Here is a 13,420-nt window from a genome sequence, read left to right on the forward strand (position 1 = left end):
CGGCCGCCCCTCTTCTCCGCAGCCCCTCCGCTCTGCCGCCCCGCATCCGTACGACGCTCCCGGAGTGCCGCATGCCCCTGCCCCAGAAGAGCCGGTCGAAGAAGCCCCTGCTGTACGGCTCCGCGGTCGCCGTCGCCGCCGTCCTGCTCGGTTACGCCTCCTACCGCGCCACCGCCCCCGGCCCGTCCCCCGCCACCGCCGGCGAGTCGGCCCGGCCCGACGCGGGGGAGTACTCCGAGGCCGCGAAGCTCGCCCGTCGCGAGCCCGGCGACCCGCTGGCCCTCGGCCGTACGGACGCGCTCGTCGTCCTCGTCGAGTACGGCGACTTCCGGTGCGCCTCCTGCGGCACGTTCGCCCGGGACACCGAACCGGACCTGATCGACGCCTACGTCGAGGACGGCACCCTGCGCATCGAGTGGCGCAACTTCCCGGTCTCCGGCGCGGACTCCGAGGCCGCCGCCCGCGCCTCCTGGGCGGCGGGCCGCCAGAAGCGATTCTGGGAGTTCCACCGGGCCGCGTACGCCGAGGGTGCCCAGGAGAAGGGCTTCGGCCCCGACCGGCTCACCGCTCTCGCGAAGGAGGCGGGCGTGAAGGACCTCGACAAGTTCCGCACCGACCTGGACAGCGTGGCGGCGTCGGAGTCGGTCAGCCGGGACCAGGCCGAGGCGTACGGACTCGGAGCGAGCTCCACCCCGTCCTTCCTGGTCAACGGGCGCCCGCTGGCGGGAGCCCAGCCCGACGCGACCTTCACCGCGGCCATCGAGGAGGCCGCCGAGACGGCCCGTACCGGCAGTGCCGTTCCGACCGAGAGCATCACCCCGGTGGGGAACCCGGCCGGGTGACGCCGGACGTCGGCTGAAACGGCGGAAGCCCCATCCACGTGGATGGGGCTTCCGGGAGGTGGCTGGGGCCGGGATCGAACCGGCGACCTATCGCTTTTCAGGCGATCGCTCGTACCAACTGAGCTACCCAGCCACGCAGCTCCTGAGAACTGCAGCGGTCCTGACGGGATTTGAACCCGCGGCCTCCACCTTGACAGGGTGGCGAGCACTCCAAACTGCTCCACAGGACCAAGCAATGTGCGAGACAAGTCTCGCACACGGTAAAGCGTGCCCCCAACGGGATTCGAACCCGTGCTACCGCCTTGAAAGGGCGGCGTCCTGGGCCACTAGACGATGAGGGCTAAAGGCCCACCGGCTTGCTTTCCAGCGCGTCGGGGACGTGAGAAGCATATGGGATCTCGGAGCTAACGCCAAAACGGTTTCCCGGCGGGGTCGCGGCGGGGTCACGGGGAGGGGCTGGGAACGCCGGGAGAGGAGGGCGCGGCGGGGACGGGAGCGCTGGGCGAGGGGGTCGCCGCGGGGCTGTTCTCCTCCGGCAGATGGCGGCTCACCTCGGCGGTCGTCAGGCCGAGTCCGCCCAGCGTGATCTCGTCCCAGGCCTGGAGCCGCCGGGTCGCGCGGTCCAGGTAGAGGACCGAGGCGCGTACCTTCTCCGGCTTCTCGTTCTGCACGGCGCGCAGCCCGCCGCCGCCCGTGGAGCCCTCCACCTTCAGCCGGGTGCCGAGCGGCAGGAGCTCGTTGACCCGGTGGTGGACATGGCCGGCGAGCACGAGCGGGACCGTGCCGTCCGCCTCCCGGGCGAGCTGCGGATCGTGCGCCACCGCGATGTCCACCGGAGTGCCGGCCCGGGTCTGGTCGCGGAGGGCGGAGGCCAGTCGGAGGCCGGCCATCCGCTCCGATGCCGCCCCGCCGAGGGCCAGCGTCCGGTCGGGGGTGAACTGGGGGTCGCCGGTGCCCGCGATGCGCAGCCCGGCGACGGTCACCGCGCTCCCCTCGTCCAGGACGCGCACGTTCTTGAAGCCCCGGAGGTACTTCTGCGTCTCCTGGGAGTCGTGGTTGCCGCGCACCCAGACGTACGGGGCACCGAGGTCCCGGATCGGGTCGAGGAAGCCGTTCTCGGTGGTGGTGCCGTGGTCCATGGTGTCGCCGGAGTCGATGATCACGTCGATGCCGTACTGCTTCACCAGCGAGGCGACGATGTGCCAGGACGCCGGGTTGAGGTGGATGTCCGAGACGTGCAGGACCCGCAGGGTGCCCGGGTCCGGCTGGTAGACGGGGAGCGTGGAGGTGGCGTCGTACAGCCGGGAGACGTTGGTGACCAGGCGGGCCAGCTCCTGCTGGTAGACGTCGAACTCGGTGACGATCGAACGGGCGTCGCCGACCACCGACGGGGCGCTGGAGAGCAGCCCCGAGAACTTCGGCTCCAGCACCGACTTCGGGTTCCAGGTGGCGTACGCGCTGACGCCCGATCCGGCCAGCAGCACCAGCGCGAGCCCTCCGGCGGCCAGTGCGGGGCGGGGGCGCCGGTAGACGACGAGGCCGAGCACGGTCGCCCCGGTCAGCACGGCCACCACCGACCGCAGCGCCAGCTCCCGGGCGCCGTCCGCGACGTCCCGGGCGACCTCGTCCTGGAGCCCCGAGAACCGTTCGGGCTTCTCCACCAGCCGCTGGGACCGCACGGGATCGAGGCGGTCCACGTCGACGTCGAGGCGCAGGGGCGCGACGTGCGAGTCCAGCTCCAGAGCGCCGAGCGGGGACACGTCCACCCGGGTGCCCCCGGTGAGCGAGGGCCGCAGCGCCATCGTGGTGTCCATCGGGCCGACGGGCGTCTTCACGTCCCCCACGACCAGCAGTCCGAGCCAGCCGCCCAGCACCACCACCGCGACCATCGCGAGCACCCGCACGACCGGCCGGGGGCCGGACCCCGCGAGCCCGGGTGCCGGCATCGGAGCGGTACGAGCACCTCGGCTTCGGCGGACACGGGCATCGGGGGTACGGCGCGGACGGAACGGGACGCGAACCATTGGACCCGTATGCCCGGTCCGTGCTCCGGCCATGCGGCGGGGGCGCCACGTGCCCGCGTACGGGGTGCGCCGCGCGGGCGGGTGCCCGGGTCGTACGGGGGCGCACGGGGCGGGTGCCCGGCCGGGCGGGTGCGCCGGAGCGGCGGTGCGTGACAATGACGGGGTGCTGGAGATGACGCGCGAGCAGTTCGAAGAGCTGGTGAGCGAGGCGCTCGACCGGATTCCGCCGGAGCTGACGCGGCTGATGGACAACGTCGCGGTGTTCGTCGAGGACGAACCGGACCCCGGCGAACCCGAGTTGCTCGGCCTCTACGAGGGAACACCGCTCACCGAACGGGGCGAGTGGTACGCGGGCGTCCTGCCCGACCGGATCACCGTCTACCGGGGGCCGACGCTGCGGATGTGCGAGACCCGTGAGGACGTCGTCGCGGAGACCGAGATCACCGTGGTCCACGAGATCGCCCACCACTTCGGCATCGACGACGCGCGGCTGCACGCGCTCGGCTACGCGTGAGCGGGCCCGGCGCTCCCCCGGGGGACGAGCCCGCACCGCCCGTCCTGCCCGCCCCGCCGGGGCCGCGCGAGGTCGCGGTGCTCGGCGTCGTGGCGGCCGGCGGAGCGCTCGGGGCCACCGCGCGCTATGCGGCCACCCTGGCCTGGCCCACCGGTACGGGCGCCTTCCCGTGGACGGTCTTCGCCGTCAACGTCTCCGGCTGCGCCCTGATCGGCGTGCTCATGGTGCTGACCGCCGAACTCTCCGTGGTCACCCGCCCGCCGGGGCGTGTGCCGAAAGTCCCGCCCGTCCGGCGACGCACGGTCGCCGTGTTGTCGCGATCCCGCCCGTACGTCCGGTACCGGGGCGCCCCTGCGCCGTGCGATCCCGCGCGCCGGACACCGCCGGGCCCACCCTCCGGGCGACCGGCGCCCCTTTCGAAACACGCCCTGGTGCGCCCGTTCCTCGGCGTCGGCGTGCTCGGCGGTTTCACCACCTTCTCCACGTACGCGGCCGACGTCTCCAAGCTGCTCCAACGACAGGAAGCGCTGACCGCCGTGGCGTACGCCTTCCTCACGCCGGCGGCGGCGCTCGGCGCCGTGTGGGTGTCGGCGGTGGCGACCAGGAAAGCGGTGTCCCGCGCGCGCGGGTCCGAAGGTGGTGCCCGGTGAACTGGCTGCTGGTCGTCGTCGGCGGCATGGTGGGCGCACCCCTGCGTCTCCTGACGGACCGTCTGGTGCGCCGGTACCACGGCGCCGGACTTCCGTACGTCTTCCCCTGGGGCACCTTCGCGGCCAACGCGGCGGGCAGCCTGCTGCTCGGGGCACTGACCGGCGCGGCCGTCTCCGCGCCCGTGTACGCCCTGCTCGGCACGGGGCTCTGCGGGGCGCTGACGACGTACTCGACGTTCTCGTACGAGACGCTGCGGATGGCCGAGTCCGGGCGGGCCTTCCTCGCGGGCGCCAACGTGGCTGCCTCCCTGCTGGTGGGGCTGGGCGCGGTGTTCCTCGGCGCGGAGGTGGCGGGCGGGGCCGGGTTCGGCGGCTGACGCGTACAGGTCGGCCGGTGGGCGTGTCCCCGGCCCGGTCCGGGGAGTTGGGTACCACGCACCCGTTCCCGCGTTCCCGTCCCGGAGGTGCCCCGTGCGCCCGTTCCCCCCTCCCGCCCGCTGGGCGGTCCTCACCGCGTTGATGCTGGGCGCCTCCCTCGGATGCGTGAGCGTGGACGCGGAGGAGACCGGTCCGCGCCCCTCACGGTCCGCCGGGGCGGCCGGGGAGGCGGAGGAGCAGGGCAGTGGGGTGTCCGGCGGGTCCGGCCGCTCCGGCTCCGGCGGCTCGGGCCGCCACCACACGGACCGGGCCGAGGGCGGGAAGGCCGACCCGAAGCGGTCCGGTGACCCCGCCTCCCCCAGCCCCTCGGCGGCGGGCCGGGGGACCGGCCTGCCGACGCCCAGCGGGAGCGGGGCGCCCGCGGTGGTGGTGCCGGGCGCGACGGCGGGCCCCGGGGACCCCGTCATCACGTTCGTCCCCGTCACCCCCGACCCCACGCCGCCGGCGGCCACCGACCCGGCCCCGGGCGGCGACGCGGGCGGCGGGGGGCAGCCCGCCGAATCGCCGGCCGCGCCGGCCGAACCGACACCGCCCGCGGCGTCCCCGGTGGAGTGACCGACACGCCCCTCTGGCCGCCGGGGCACCGGCGGCCGTCGGTGGCCGACTCGGGCATCACCGCAGGTCAGAAGGGGTCAGGTGGAGTGTCGAAGAAGGGCGGTTTGCACAAAGTGGGGGAGGGTGCGTATGGTAGTAGATCGTTTGATCCCATTGCCCGGCGCCGACACAGAAGAGCGCCGTGTGGCGCGTACTCTCCCTTGCCGTGGCTGGACCGCATTGAGGCGGTCGAAATTGCGAAAACACGGAGTTACGGGCGCGTGCCGAGACTCCGGAAGGTTTCGCATTTCGCATGTCAATTTCCAGTTCTGACCACACCGTCATGTCCGAAGACATCGACAACGAGCTCGCGCAGAACGCCGAGCTCGTCGCCGAGGCCGTCGTGGCCGAGGCAGCTCCCGTCACCGTCGAGGTGACGGACGAGCAGGGCGAGCCGGAGGCCGCCGAGGCCGCCGCTCCCGTCGAGACCGCGTCCGACGAGGCCGTCTCCGCGGAGTCCGCCGAGGACGCCGAGCCGACCCTCACCTTCGCCTCGCTGGGCCTGCCCGAGGGCATCGTCCGCAAGCTGGCGCAGAACGGCGTGACCAGCCCCTTCCCGATCCAGGCCGCGACCATCCCGGACGCCCTGGCCGGCAAGGACATCCTGGGCCGGGGCCGTACCGGCTCCGGCAAGACGCTCTCCTTCGGTCTGCCGACCCTGGCCGCGCTGGCCGGCGGTCACACCGAGAAGAAGAAGCCCCGCGCGATCATCCTCACGCCGACCCGTGAGCTCGCGATGCAGGTCGCGGACGCGCTCCAGCCGTACGGCGACGTGCTCGGCCTCAAGATGAAGGTCGTCTGCGGCGGTACCTCCATGGGCAACCAGATCTACGCCCTGGAGCGCGGTGTCGACGTCCTCGTCGCCACCCCGGGCCGTCTGCGCGACATCATCAACCGCGGCGCCTGCTCGCTCGCGGAAGTCCAGGTCGCCGTCCTCGACGAGGCCGACCAGATGTCCGACCTGGGCTTCCTGCCCGAGGTCACCGAGCTGCTCGACCAGATCCCCGGTGGCGGTCAGCGCATGCTCTTCTCCGCCACCATGGAGAACGAGATCGGCACGCTGGTCAAGCGCTACCTGACCAACCCGGTCACGCACGAGGTCGACAGCGCCCAGGGCAACGTCTCGACCATGTCGCACCACGTCCTCGTCGTGAAGCCGAAGGACAAGGCGCCGGTCACGGCCGCCATCGCCGCCCGCAAGGGCCGCACGATCATCTTCGTCCGCACCCAGCTGGGCGCCGACCGCATCGCCGAGCAGCTCATCGAGTCCGGCGTGAAGGCCGACGCGCTGCACGGCGGTATGACGCAGGGTGCCCGTACCCGCGTCCTCGAAGACTTCAAGAAGGGCTACGTCAACGCCCTGGTCGCCACCGACGTCGCCGCCCGCGGCATCCACGTCGACGGCATCGACCTGGTGCTGAACGTGGACCCGGCCGGCGACCACAAGGACTACCTGCACCGCTCGGGCCGTACCGCCCGTGCCGGCAAGTCCGGTGTCGTCGTCTCGCTGGCGCTCCCGCACCAGCGTCGTCAGATCTTCCGCCTGATGGAGGACGCGGGCGTGGACGCCTCGCGCCACATCGTCCAGGGCGCGGGCGTCTTCGAGCCCGAGGTCGCCGAGATCACCGGTGCGCGTTCGCTCACCGAGGTCCAGGCCGACTCCGCGAACAACGCCGCCAAGCAGGCCGAGCGCGAGGTCGCCGAGCTGACCAAGCAGCTGGAGCACGTCCAGCGCCGCGCCGGTGAGCTCCGCGAGGAGGCCGACCGCCTGGTGGCCCGTGCCGCGCGCGAGCGGGGCGACGACCCGGAGCAGGCGGTGGCCGAGGCCGTCGCCGAGGCGGAGGCCGCCGTCGAGGCGGCCGTCGCCGTGCCGGAGCAGCCGGTCCGCGAGGAGCAGCGCCGGGACGAGCGGGGCAACTACGAGCGCCGCGACAACCGTGGTGGCGACCGTGGCGGCTACCGCGGCGGCAACGACCGTCGTGACGACCGTCCGTCCGGTGGCTTCCGTTCCGGTGGCGACCGCCGCGACGACCGTGGTGGCGACCGTGGTGGCCGTCCGTTCGAGCGTCGTGACGACCGTCCGTCGTTCAACCGCGACCGTCGTGACGACCGTCCGTCCGGTGGCTTCCGTTCCGGTGGCGACCGCCGCGACGACCGTGGTGGCGACCGTGGTGGCCGTCCGTTCGAGCGTCGTGACGACCGTCCGTCGTTCAACCGCGACCGTCGTGACGACCGTCCGTCCGGTGGCTTCCGTTCCGGTGGCGACCGCCGCGACGACCGTGGTGGCGACCGTGGTGGCCGTCCCTTCGAGCGCCGCGACGACCGTCCCTCGGGCGGCTTCCGCTCCGGCGGCGACCGCCGCGACGAGCGCCCCTCCGGTGGCTTCCGCTCCGGTGGCGGCGACCGCCCGTTCAACCGTGACCGCCGTGACGACCGTCCGTCCGGTGGCTTCCGCTCCGGCGGCGCCGGCGACCGCCCGCAGGGCCGTCGCGACGACCACCGCGGTGGCAACACCGGTACGAACACCGGCAGCTTCGGCCGCCGCGACGACAAGCCCCGCTGGAAGCGCAACGGCTGATCGGTCGTCCGGACCGCCGACCGGCTGTCCCGCGACCTGACGGCTCCCCGCTGAGCCGCTGATCGTCCGCCAGGGCCCGTACGACACCGAGAGGTGTTTGTCCGGGCCCTGACGCTCGTCCGGGCCCGGTGCGTGCCCGGGGAGCGATCCAGGGGCGGACCGTACCGCCGTTCCTGCCCCGCGGTACGTCGTACCTGCCCGTAGCGGCAGGTTCACAAGGGCACGATCTCTTCCCTCGGCAGTCTCTGGAAGGTCCTCGCTCCCGGCGCGGTGGCCCGTCACGGGATACCGGATCGGCCGCCGGGTCCGGGCGGGCTATGCTCATGGGTGATCCGGTAGGGGCCGTTAGCTCAATTGGTCAGAGCAGCGGACTTTTAATCCGTTGGTTGTGGGTTCGAGTCCCACACGGCCTACCGAAGGCAGGACAGGGGAGACCTCCTCTGACCTGCTACTGAGCGCCTCGACCGGCTTCGGCCGGTCGGGGCGCTCCGTCGTCCTGGGCCTCGCGGGTCCGTGATGCGTGCGTGGACGGTCCGATGGCCGTCGGCTTCTGGACGGCCCTTGGAGCGCGGTCATGGCGGGGATTCCCTGGTTCGAGTACGACGAAGGCGACCTGGACCTCGCGCAGCGCGCGTTCGTGGACGTACTGGCCGAAAGAGCGGGCTCTTGGCGGCGGCAGACTCCACAACCAGGACTTGGCCATCTAGCGGACCGCGAATGAGTTCGCCTTCGAAGCCGCAGGCGAACCGGGCGGCGGAGTGGTTCGAGTCGGTCCTCGCGCGCCCTCTGGTCCGTTGCGAAGGGCATCACGCCGGAAGGATGTACGCGGTCCGCTATGAGTACGCGGACACGGGACGAGGCCTCCGTGAGGGCTTCGAGACCTCGCCGGCCCCCGACGCGCTGCGGAGACGACTGGCCGCCGACGGCGTCGTCCGAGGCCGAGGTCTGATCAACCGTGCCGGCCGGACGTGATCGCCCATGTCCGGGGTGTCCGCCCCGATCGGCTGTCACGGGACAGCTCATGGGCATCGGTGTGTGCGCCGCGGACGACCCGGGTGGGGCGGCCCGTGCGGAAGCCTGCTCCGGGTGCCCGGCGCCCCCTGGCCATCCGGCGTTCAGCGGTCGTCCGGCGGCCGGTTGGGCGCCGGACGGTTGCAGTGGCCGGTGCCCGGCGTTCGGCCGACGTCCGGTGTTCAGGTCGTCGCCCGGTGTTCAGCGGTCGCGCACCGCGAGCGCCTTCCTGATGCGGGCGCCGCGACTGCGTGCCGGGGGACGGCACTCAGGGGAGCCCGGCGGGTGGGCGTAGGCATCGGGGCGCGCACCGGAGGCGGAGTGACCCTCCGCCGTGGTCACCGCGGGGCCCGTGATGGCACGGTCGCAGTCGACGCAGATGAGGGGCGTCACTGGCGGGCCGCCCGCCACGCCCGGCTGAGGCGGTCCGCGATCTCGCACTCCACCCGGTCCGACCGGCAGGCGTTGCACTCCGAGGTGTGGGTGATCAGGGTGCGGTACTCGGCGTCTCCGGGGGCCGTGCCGCCGGTCGGCTCCGTCATCTCGGTGCTCCTTCGTCTCGGGGCGGGGTGGTCGATCTCGGCCCACACCCGGGCGACGCCGTCGGCGCCCAGCTCGTGGCCGAAGCGGTCGCCGTGCGCCAGCGTCATGAGGATCGTGCTGTGGATGGCGCCGCTCAGTGGGGAAGGGAGAGGCGCCTCCACCCGGAACGCGCCGGGTGTCTCGAACACCAGCGGCTCGGAGCCGGTCGCGGCGGCGAACATGCCCGCGAGGGCGACGACGCGCGGCGGCACGGAGGGCATGGCTCTCCCCTGGAGATTGGATCACGTTTCGTAATGCTGAATATTCAGCTTCAACCTGATGGGTTAGCTTTGTCAATGTCCGACTTCCACCGCTGGGAGCTGTGCACATGCCTCGCGACACCCCTTATCTCCAGGTGGCCGACGCTCTCCGCGACCGCATCAGTGCGGGCGAGTGGGCCGTGGGCGACAAGTTGCCCAGCCGTGCCCGGATCGCCGAGGAGTACGAGGTCGGGGCGTCCGTCGCGCAGCGCGCCATGGAGCGCCTCACCATCGAGGGCATCCTCGAAGGCCGTGCGGGTTCCGGCACTTACGTCCGCAGGCCGCGTGAGCGGCGGCGCATGATCCGTACGAGGCCTCCCGAGGGCCACGGCGCCACGCTCTACCGCGCCGTCCTCAACTACCAGGACCACGAGGGGAAATGGGAGTCGCGTTCGGCCGCGCGGACTCCGGCGCCCGAGCGCATCGCGGAGCGTCTGGACATCGAACCGGGTGATCTCTGCGTCGTCACCGACTACGAGTTCCTCGTGGACGGGCTGCCCGTCCAGCTCTCCAGGAGCTGGGAGCCGATGGCGATCACCGGACACACCCCCGTCGTCCTTCCCGAGATGGGCCCGCTCGCCGGGATCGGAGTGGTCGAACGGATGCGGTCGATCGGCGTCGACATCGTGCGCGCCGTCGAGATCCCGCGCCCGGCCCGCGCGAACCAGGAGCAGGCGAACCTCCTCGGTATCAGCATCGGTGGCCTGGTCACCGAGTTGGAGCGCACCTTCTACGACACCGACGGCCGCCCGGTCGAGACCGCGGACATCGTGGTTCCGGACGTGCGGTGGGAAGTCGCGTACGAGATCGCCGTCGAGCGGAGCGAGTGACGGCGGCTGCCTCGGGGGCGGCAACGGTTATCCGCGTACGAGGAGTTCGCTGAACGCTGTACGAGGCCGGTACGGGTCTCGGGGCGCGACGGGGGTGCCGGGGCGAGTGACCGGGCGTGCCGCCTCTGGCCGTGACGTGCTCCGGTCGTGACGTGCTCTCGCCGTGACGTGCTCTGGCCGTGATGCCCTCCGGTCGTGCAGCCCTCTGGTGGTGAGGCTTCCGGGACGCGACGCCGCCCCGCCGGGCCGTGGAGCCGGACGGGGCGGTCGCTTCGCGGAATCGGGGCGGGCCCGAGTGACGGGACCCGGGAGTCAGGGACCCTGCGTGCCCGCTCGTGTGCGGGGCGGGCTTCAGACGCCGGTCGGAGCCTTGCTCCCGGCCGCCTCTTCGGTCGCCGGCTCCGCGGTGGCCGGCTCCGCGGTGGCTGCCCCGGTTTCGGCGGCAGCAGGTCTCGCCGCCTCCGTGGGCGTGGCGGGCGCGGTCGTGGCGGCGGCTCCGGCTGCCCGGGCTGCTGCCGCCGCCTTGCTCTGGTAGACCATCAGGCCGATGAAGCCGGCCAGGAAGCCGCTGATCAGGCCGGATATCGCGTTGTTCAGAGCGTTGGTGCCCTCGCCGTCCGGCATCCCGATGATGAAGTAGACCACCACCGCGCTCATCACGGCCCCGGCGAGGCCCCCGATGATCGCGCTCGCCGCCGAGGTGCGCACTCGGGCCCCCAGAGAGGTGTCCGAGGGGGTGGAAGGGGCGGGAGTGAGAGGTGTGGTCATGGTGGAGTCCTCCGGAGAGAGCGGCGTTGCGGGACCGGGAGCGCGTGGCCGACGCCGGGGCAGGGCGAATTCCGCCGCCTCGGGGGCACGTGTCCGCACGGGCAGCCCGCCGGTTCTGGGGGATGCATCCACATCCTTGGCCAGAAGAGCACGCGTGGCAACTGCCTCATGCAAAAAGACCGTTGGAGTGGGTGTGGCGGTGCTTTGGGCCTAACTGTGTTGCTCTGCGCGCGGGATGACGGCAGGGCTGGATCGGCGGTGGTGAACTCGGCTCGTGGAAGGGCGGGTTGCCGGTGTCCGTACCCCTGGTGGGGATTCTTCGGGCGGGCGGCAACGCTTTGGGGGCGAGCCCTGGGCGTGTGCGCCGATGCCGGGAGAGCCGCTCGGTCGTGCCCGTGTGGTTCCGGGGTGGTTCGAAGCCCGCTCAGGATGCCGTAGAGTTGTGTTCATCGACGCGGGGTGGAGCAGCTCGGTAGCTCGCTGGGCTCATAACCCAGAGGTCGCAGGTTCAAATCCTGTCCCCGCTACTGAAGGCCCGGGCCCGGCACGCACAGCGTGCCGGGCCCGAGTCGTTCCCGCGTGTTCGCCCACGGGAATGCGTGCGCAAGCGTCGTCCGTTCGGCCCCTCCGTTCTCTGCGAGTGTTCGGCCCGCTCGGTCCGACCGGCGCGTAAAGATCTGCCGTAATGGGCATGAACTGGTCCATCCAGGGACCTCGCACACCCGCACGGTCGCGGCCACCAGGTCGAACGCGTTGACGGGAGTCCGGGCGTCCGGGGAGTCCGGGCGTCCGGAGCGGTTGCGCCGCCGTTTCCGTGCGCGGCGCACGGGCACTCGCCGAACGGTGTGGAACCCCGTTCCGCCGGACCGGTGCACCCGCCGTACGCCGACGGTGGGGGGCGCTCGACGGGGAGCCGTGCGCTCCCCCCAATGGACGACGAGGAGTCGCCGCACGGCGCGGTTCGGGCCGGCCCGGGCGGGGCGCGGTAGGTTCCGCAGCCGTGGCGGGACAGGGCAGGAGAAGCACAGAGGTGGCGAAACGGCTGTACGGGGGCGGTTGGGCGTCCGGGGGTGTCAGTGCCCGGCGATTCGTGCGGATTCTGCCTGCCCTGCTCGTCCTCGGCGGGCTGGTCTTCGACATCGCGTCACCGCCCCGCTTCACGGCGGTACCCCTGTTCGTCGCCGCGCCTCTGATCGCCGCGCCGTTCGCCTCCCGGGCCGGCACCGTCCGGATCGGTGCCGCCTCGCTGTCGGCCGTCATCGCGATGCGGGTGTACGTGGGCACCATCGGCGAGATCGTTCCGATCATCGAGACGCTCACCGTGGCCACCACGGCCGTGCTGGCGCTCGTCATCAACGGGGTGGTGCGGCGCGGAAGCGAGCAGCTGGCCTCCGCCCGGATCATCGCGGAGACCGCCATGCGCGCGGTGCTGCCCGTTCCGGCCGACCGGGTGGGCGGGCTCCATGTCGCCGCGCGGTACGAGGCGGCGCAGGCGGACGAGTACGTCGGCGGCGACCTGTTCGCCGTCGCGGACACTCCGCACGGAGTGCGTCTCGTCCTGGGCGACGTGCGCGGCAAGGGGCTCGACGCGGTCGAGGCGGTGGCGGTGATCATCGGCGCGTTCCGGGAGGCCGCCGAGCAGGAGGAGACGCTGGAGGGGGTGGCGGACCGGCTGGAGCGTGCGCTGGTCAGGGACGCGGCGCGGCGCGGGGGCCTGGACCCGGTGGAGGGGTTCGTCACCGCGGTGCTCGCCGAGATCCCCCAGGGCTCCGCCACGCTGCGGATCGTCAACCGGGGCCACCCCGAACCGTTGCTGTTGCACGCCGGGGGAGCGCTGGACGTGCTGCGGCCCGGTACGCCCGCGCTGCCGCTCGGCATGGCGCTGGGAGCCTGGCCGGACCAGGCTGACGAGTGGGACTTCCCGCCGGGCGCGACCCTGTTGACCTACACGGACGGGCTCTCCGAGGCGCGCGACTCGGCGGGCGTGTTCTACGACCCGGCGGAGCGGCTGCGCGGCAGGATCTTCCCCGGTCCCGACGAGCTGCTCTCGGCGCTCACCGACGACGTCCGGCTGCACACCGGTGGCCACTCGACGGACGACTTGGCGCTGCTCGCGGTGGCCCGGCCCGCGGAGGACCAGCCGGAGCGCCGGACCACCGTGCCGATCGTGGGCCGCGGCGGCGGCTGACGCGGTTCCGGGCGGCCGGCGTCACTTCTCGGAATCACGCCCGGGTGGCGCTCCCGCGGTCGGCTCCGCGGACCGTCGCCCCGGGTGCGGCGACGGTCCGTAGCGGGGCGGTGCCGCTCGATAACATATGACACACCGTCA

General features: G+C 72.7%; 12 protein-coding genes and 5 tRNA genes. 11 read left to right on the forward strand and 6 right to left on the reverse strand.

The window, feature by feature from the left end; all coding sequences use genetic code 11:
• The first annotated feature begins 71 nt into the window (after positions 1-71).
• Positions 72-842, forward strand: a complete 771-nt coding sequence (locus OHT52_RS15730) for a DsbA family protein (RefSeq protein ID WP_328720767.1) — start codon at positions 72-74, stop codon at positions 840-842.
• Between the two features lie 59 nt (positions 843-901).
• On the opposite strand, the gene OHT52_RS15735 is transcribed toward OHT52_RS15730, so the two are convergent.
• From OHT52_RS15735 to OHT52_RS15750, 4 genes are all read right to left on the reverse strand, one after another.
• A tRNA-Phe gene (locus tag OHT52_RS15735) sits at positions 902-975 on the reverse strand.
• Positions 976-997: 22 nt separating this feature from the next.
• A tRNA-Asp gene (locus OHT52_RS15740) sits at positions 998-1,072 on the reverse strand.
• Between the two features lie 38 nt (positions 1,073-1,110).
• A tRNA-Glu gene (locus tag OHT52_RS15745) sits at positions 1,111-1,183 on the reverse strand.
• A 102-nt stretch (positions 1,184-1,285) separates the two neighbouring features.
• Positions 1,286-2,866: a metallophosphoesterase family protein gene (locus OHT52_RS15750; protein WP_443046586.1), complete on the reverse strand. Its 1,581-nt coding sequence runs from the start codon at positions 2,864-2,866 to the stop codon at positions 1,286-1,288.
• Between the two features lie 163 nt (positions 2,867-3,029).
• Between OHT52_RS15750 and OHT52_RS15755 the strand changes: the two genes are divergently transcribed.
• From OHT52_RS15755 to OHT52_RS15790, 7 genes are all read left to right on the forward strand, one after another.
• On the forward strand, positions 3,030-3,380 hold the full coding sequence (locus OHT52_RS15755; protein ID WP_328723758.1) for a metallopeptidase family protein: 351 nt from the start codon (positions 3,030-3,032) through the stop codon (positions 3,378-3,380).
• Positions 3,377-4,030 carry a FluC/FEX family fluoride channel gene (locus tag OHT52_RS31490; protein WP_443046587.1) on the forward strand — a complete coding sequence of 218 codons (654 nt, stop codon included), beginning with the start codon at positions 3,377-3,379 and terminating at the stop codon, positions 4,028-4,030. Before OHT52_RS15755 ends, OHT52_RS31490 begins: the two co-directional genes overlap by 4 nt.
• Positions 4,027-4,407, forward strand: coding sequence for a fluoride efflux transporter FluC (locus OHT52_RS15770; RefSeq protein ID WP_328720769.1), 381 nt, complete (start codon positions 4,027-4,029; stop codon positions 4,405-4,407). The genes OHT52_RS31490 and OHT52_RS15770 overlap by 4 nt, the downstream gene beginning before the upstream one ends.
• A gap of 94 nt (positions 4,408-4,501) precedes the next feature.
• Complete coding sequence (locus OHT52_RS15775) at positions 4,502-5,023, forward strand: hypothetical protein (protein ID WP_328720770.1); 522 nt, start codon at positions 4,502-4,504, stop codon at positions 5,021-5,023.
• Positions 5,024-5,345: 322 nt separating this feature from the next.
• Positions 5,346-7,640 carry a DEAD/DEAH box helicase gene (locus OHT52_RS15780; RefSeq protein WP_328720771.1) on the forward strand — a complete coding sequence of 765 codons (2,295 nt, stop codon included), beginning with the start codon at positions 5,346-5,348 and terminating at the stop codon, positions 7,638-7,640.
• 339 nt (positions 7,641-7,979) lie between these two features.
• Positions 7,980-8,053, forward strand: a tRNA-Lys gene (locus tag OHT52_RS15785).
• A gap of 304 nt (positions 8,054-8,357) precedes the next feature.
• The gene (locus OHT52_RS15790; RefSeq protein ID WP_328720772.1) at positions 8,358-8,612 is read left to right on the forward strand and encodes a hypothetical protein; all 255 of its coding nucleotides are present in this window, start codon (positions 8,358-8,360) and stop codon (positions 8,610-8,612) included.
• A 428-nt stretch (positions 8,613-9,040) separates the two neighbouring features.
• Here OHT52_RS15790 and OHT52_RS15795 read toward each other — a convergent pair whose 3' ends face one another.
• Positions 9,041-9,454: a hypothetical protein gene (locus tag OHT52_RS15795; protein WP_328720773.1), complete on the reverse strand. Its 414-nt coding sequence runs from the start codon at positions 9,452-9,454 to the stop codon at positions 9,041-9,043.
• A gap of 107 nt (positions 9,455-9,561) precedes the next feature.
• Here OHT52_RS15795 and OHT52_RS15800 point away from each other — a divergent pair, with 107 nt between their 5' ends.
• Complete coding sequence (locus OHT52_RS15800; protein WP_328720774.1) at positions 9,562-10,323, forward strand: GntR family transcriptional regulator; 762 nt, start codon at positions 9,562-9,564, stop codon at positions 10,321-10,323.
• A gap of 351 nt (positions 10,324-10,674) precedes the next feature.
• On the opposite strand, the gene OHT52_RS15805 is transcribed toward OHT52_RS15800, so the two are convergent.
• Positions 10,675-11,091 carry a hypothetical protein gene (locus OHT52_RS15805; RefSeq protein ID WP_328720775.1) on the reverse strand — a complete coding sequence of 139 codons (417 nt, stop codon included), beginning with the start codon at positions 11,089-11,091 and terminating at the stop codon, positions 10,675-10,677.
• 453 nt (positions 11,092-11,544) lie between these two features.
• Here OHT52_RS15805 and OHT52_RS15810 point away from each other — a divergent pair.
• Together OHT52_RS15810 and OHT52_RS15815 are read left to right on the forward strand one after the other, a co-directional pair.
• Positions 11,545-11,618, forward strand: a tRNA-Met gene (locus OHT52_RS15810).
• Between the two features lie 503 nt (positions 11,619-12,121).
• Positions 12,122-13,279: a PP2C family protein-serine/threonine phosphatase gene (locus OHT52_RS15815; RefSeq protein WP_328720776.1), complete on the forward strand. Its 1,158-nt coding sequence runs from the start codon at positions 12,122-12,124 to the stop codon at positions 13,277-13,279.
• Positions 13,280-13,420 lie beyond the last annotated feature (141 nt).

The sequence above is a fragment of the Streptomyces sp. NBC_00247 genome, assembly GCF_036188265.1.
GTDB lineage: Bacteria > Actinomycetota > Actinomycetes > Streptomycetales > Streptomycetaceae > Streptomyces.

Coding starts and splice junctions, on each gene's coding strand:
- OHT52_RS15805 (WP_328720775.1), bottom strand. CDS start 11,091: ATGACCACACCTCTCACTCCCGCCCCTTCCACCCCCTCGGACACCTCT.
- OHT52_RS15730 (WP_328720767.1), top strand. CDS start 72: ATGCCCCTGCCCCAGAAGAGCCGGTCGAAGAAGCCCCTGCTGTACGGC.
- OHT52_RS15780 (WP_328720771.1), top strand. CDS start 5,346: ATGTCCGAAGACATCGACAACGAGCTCGCGCAGAACGCCGAGCTCGTC.
- OHT52_RS15790 (WP_328720772.1), top strand. CDS start 8,358: ATGAGTTCGCCTTCGAAGCCGCAGGCGAACCGGGCGGCGGAGTGGTTC.
- OHT52_RS15800 (WP_328720774.1), top strand. CDS start 9,562: ATGCCTCGCGACACCCCTTATCTCCAGGTGGCCGACGCTCTCCGCGAC.
- OHT52_RS15750 (WP_443046586.1), bottom strand. CDS start 2,866: ATGGTTCGCGTCCCGTTCCGTCCGCGCCGTACCCCCGATGCCCGTGTC.
- OHT52_RS15795 (WP_328720773.1), bottom strand. CDS start 9,454: ATGCCCTCCGTGCCGCCGCGCGTCGTCGCCCTCGCGGGCATGTTCGCC.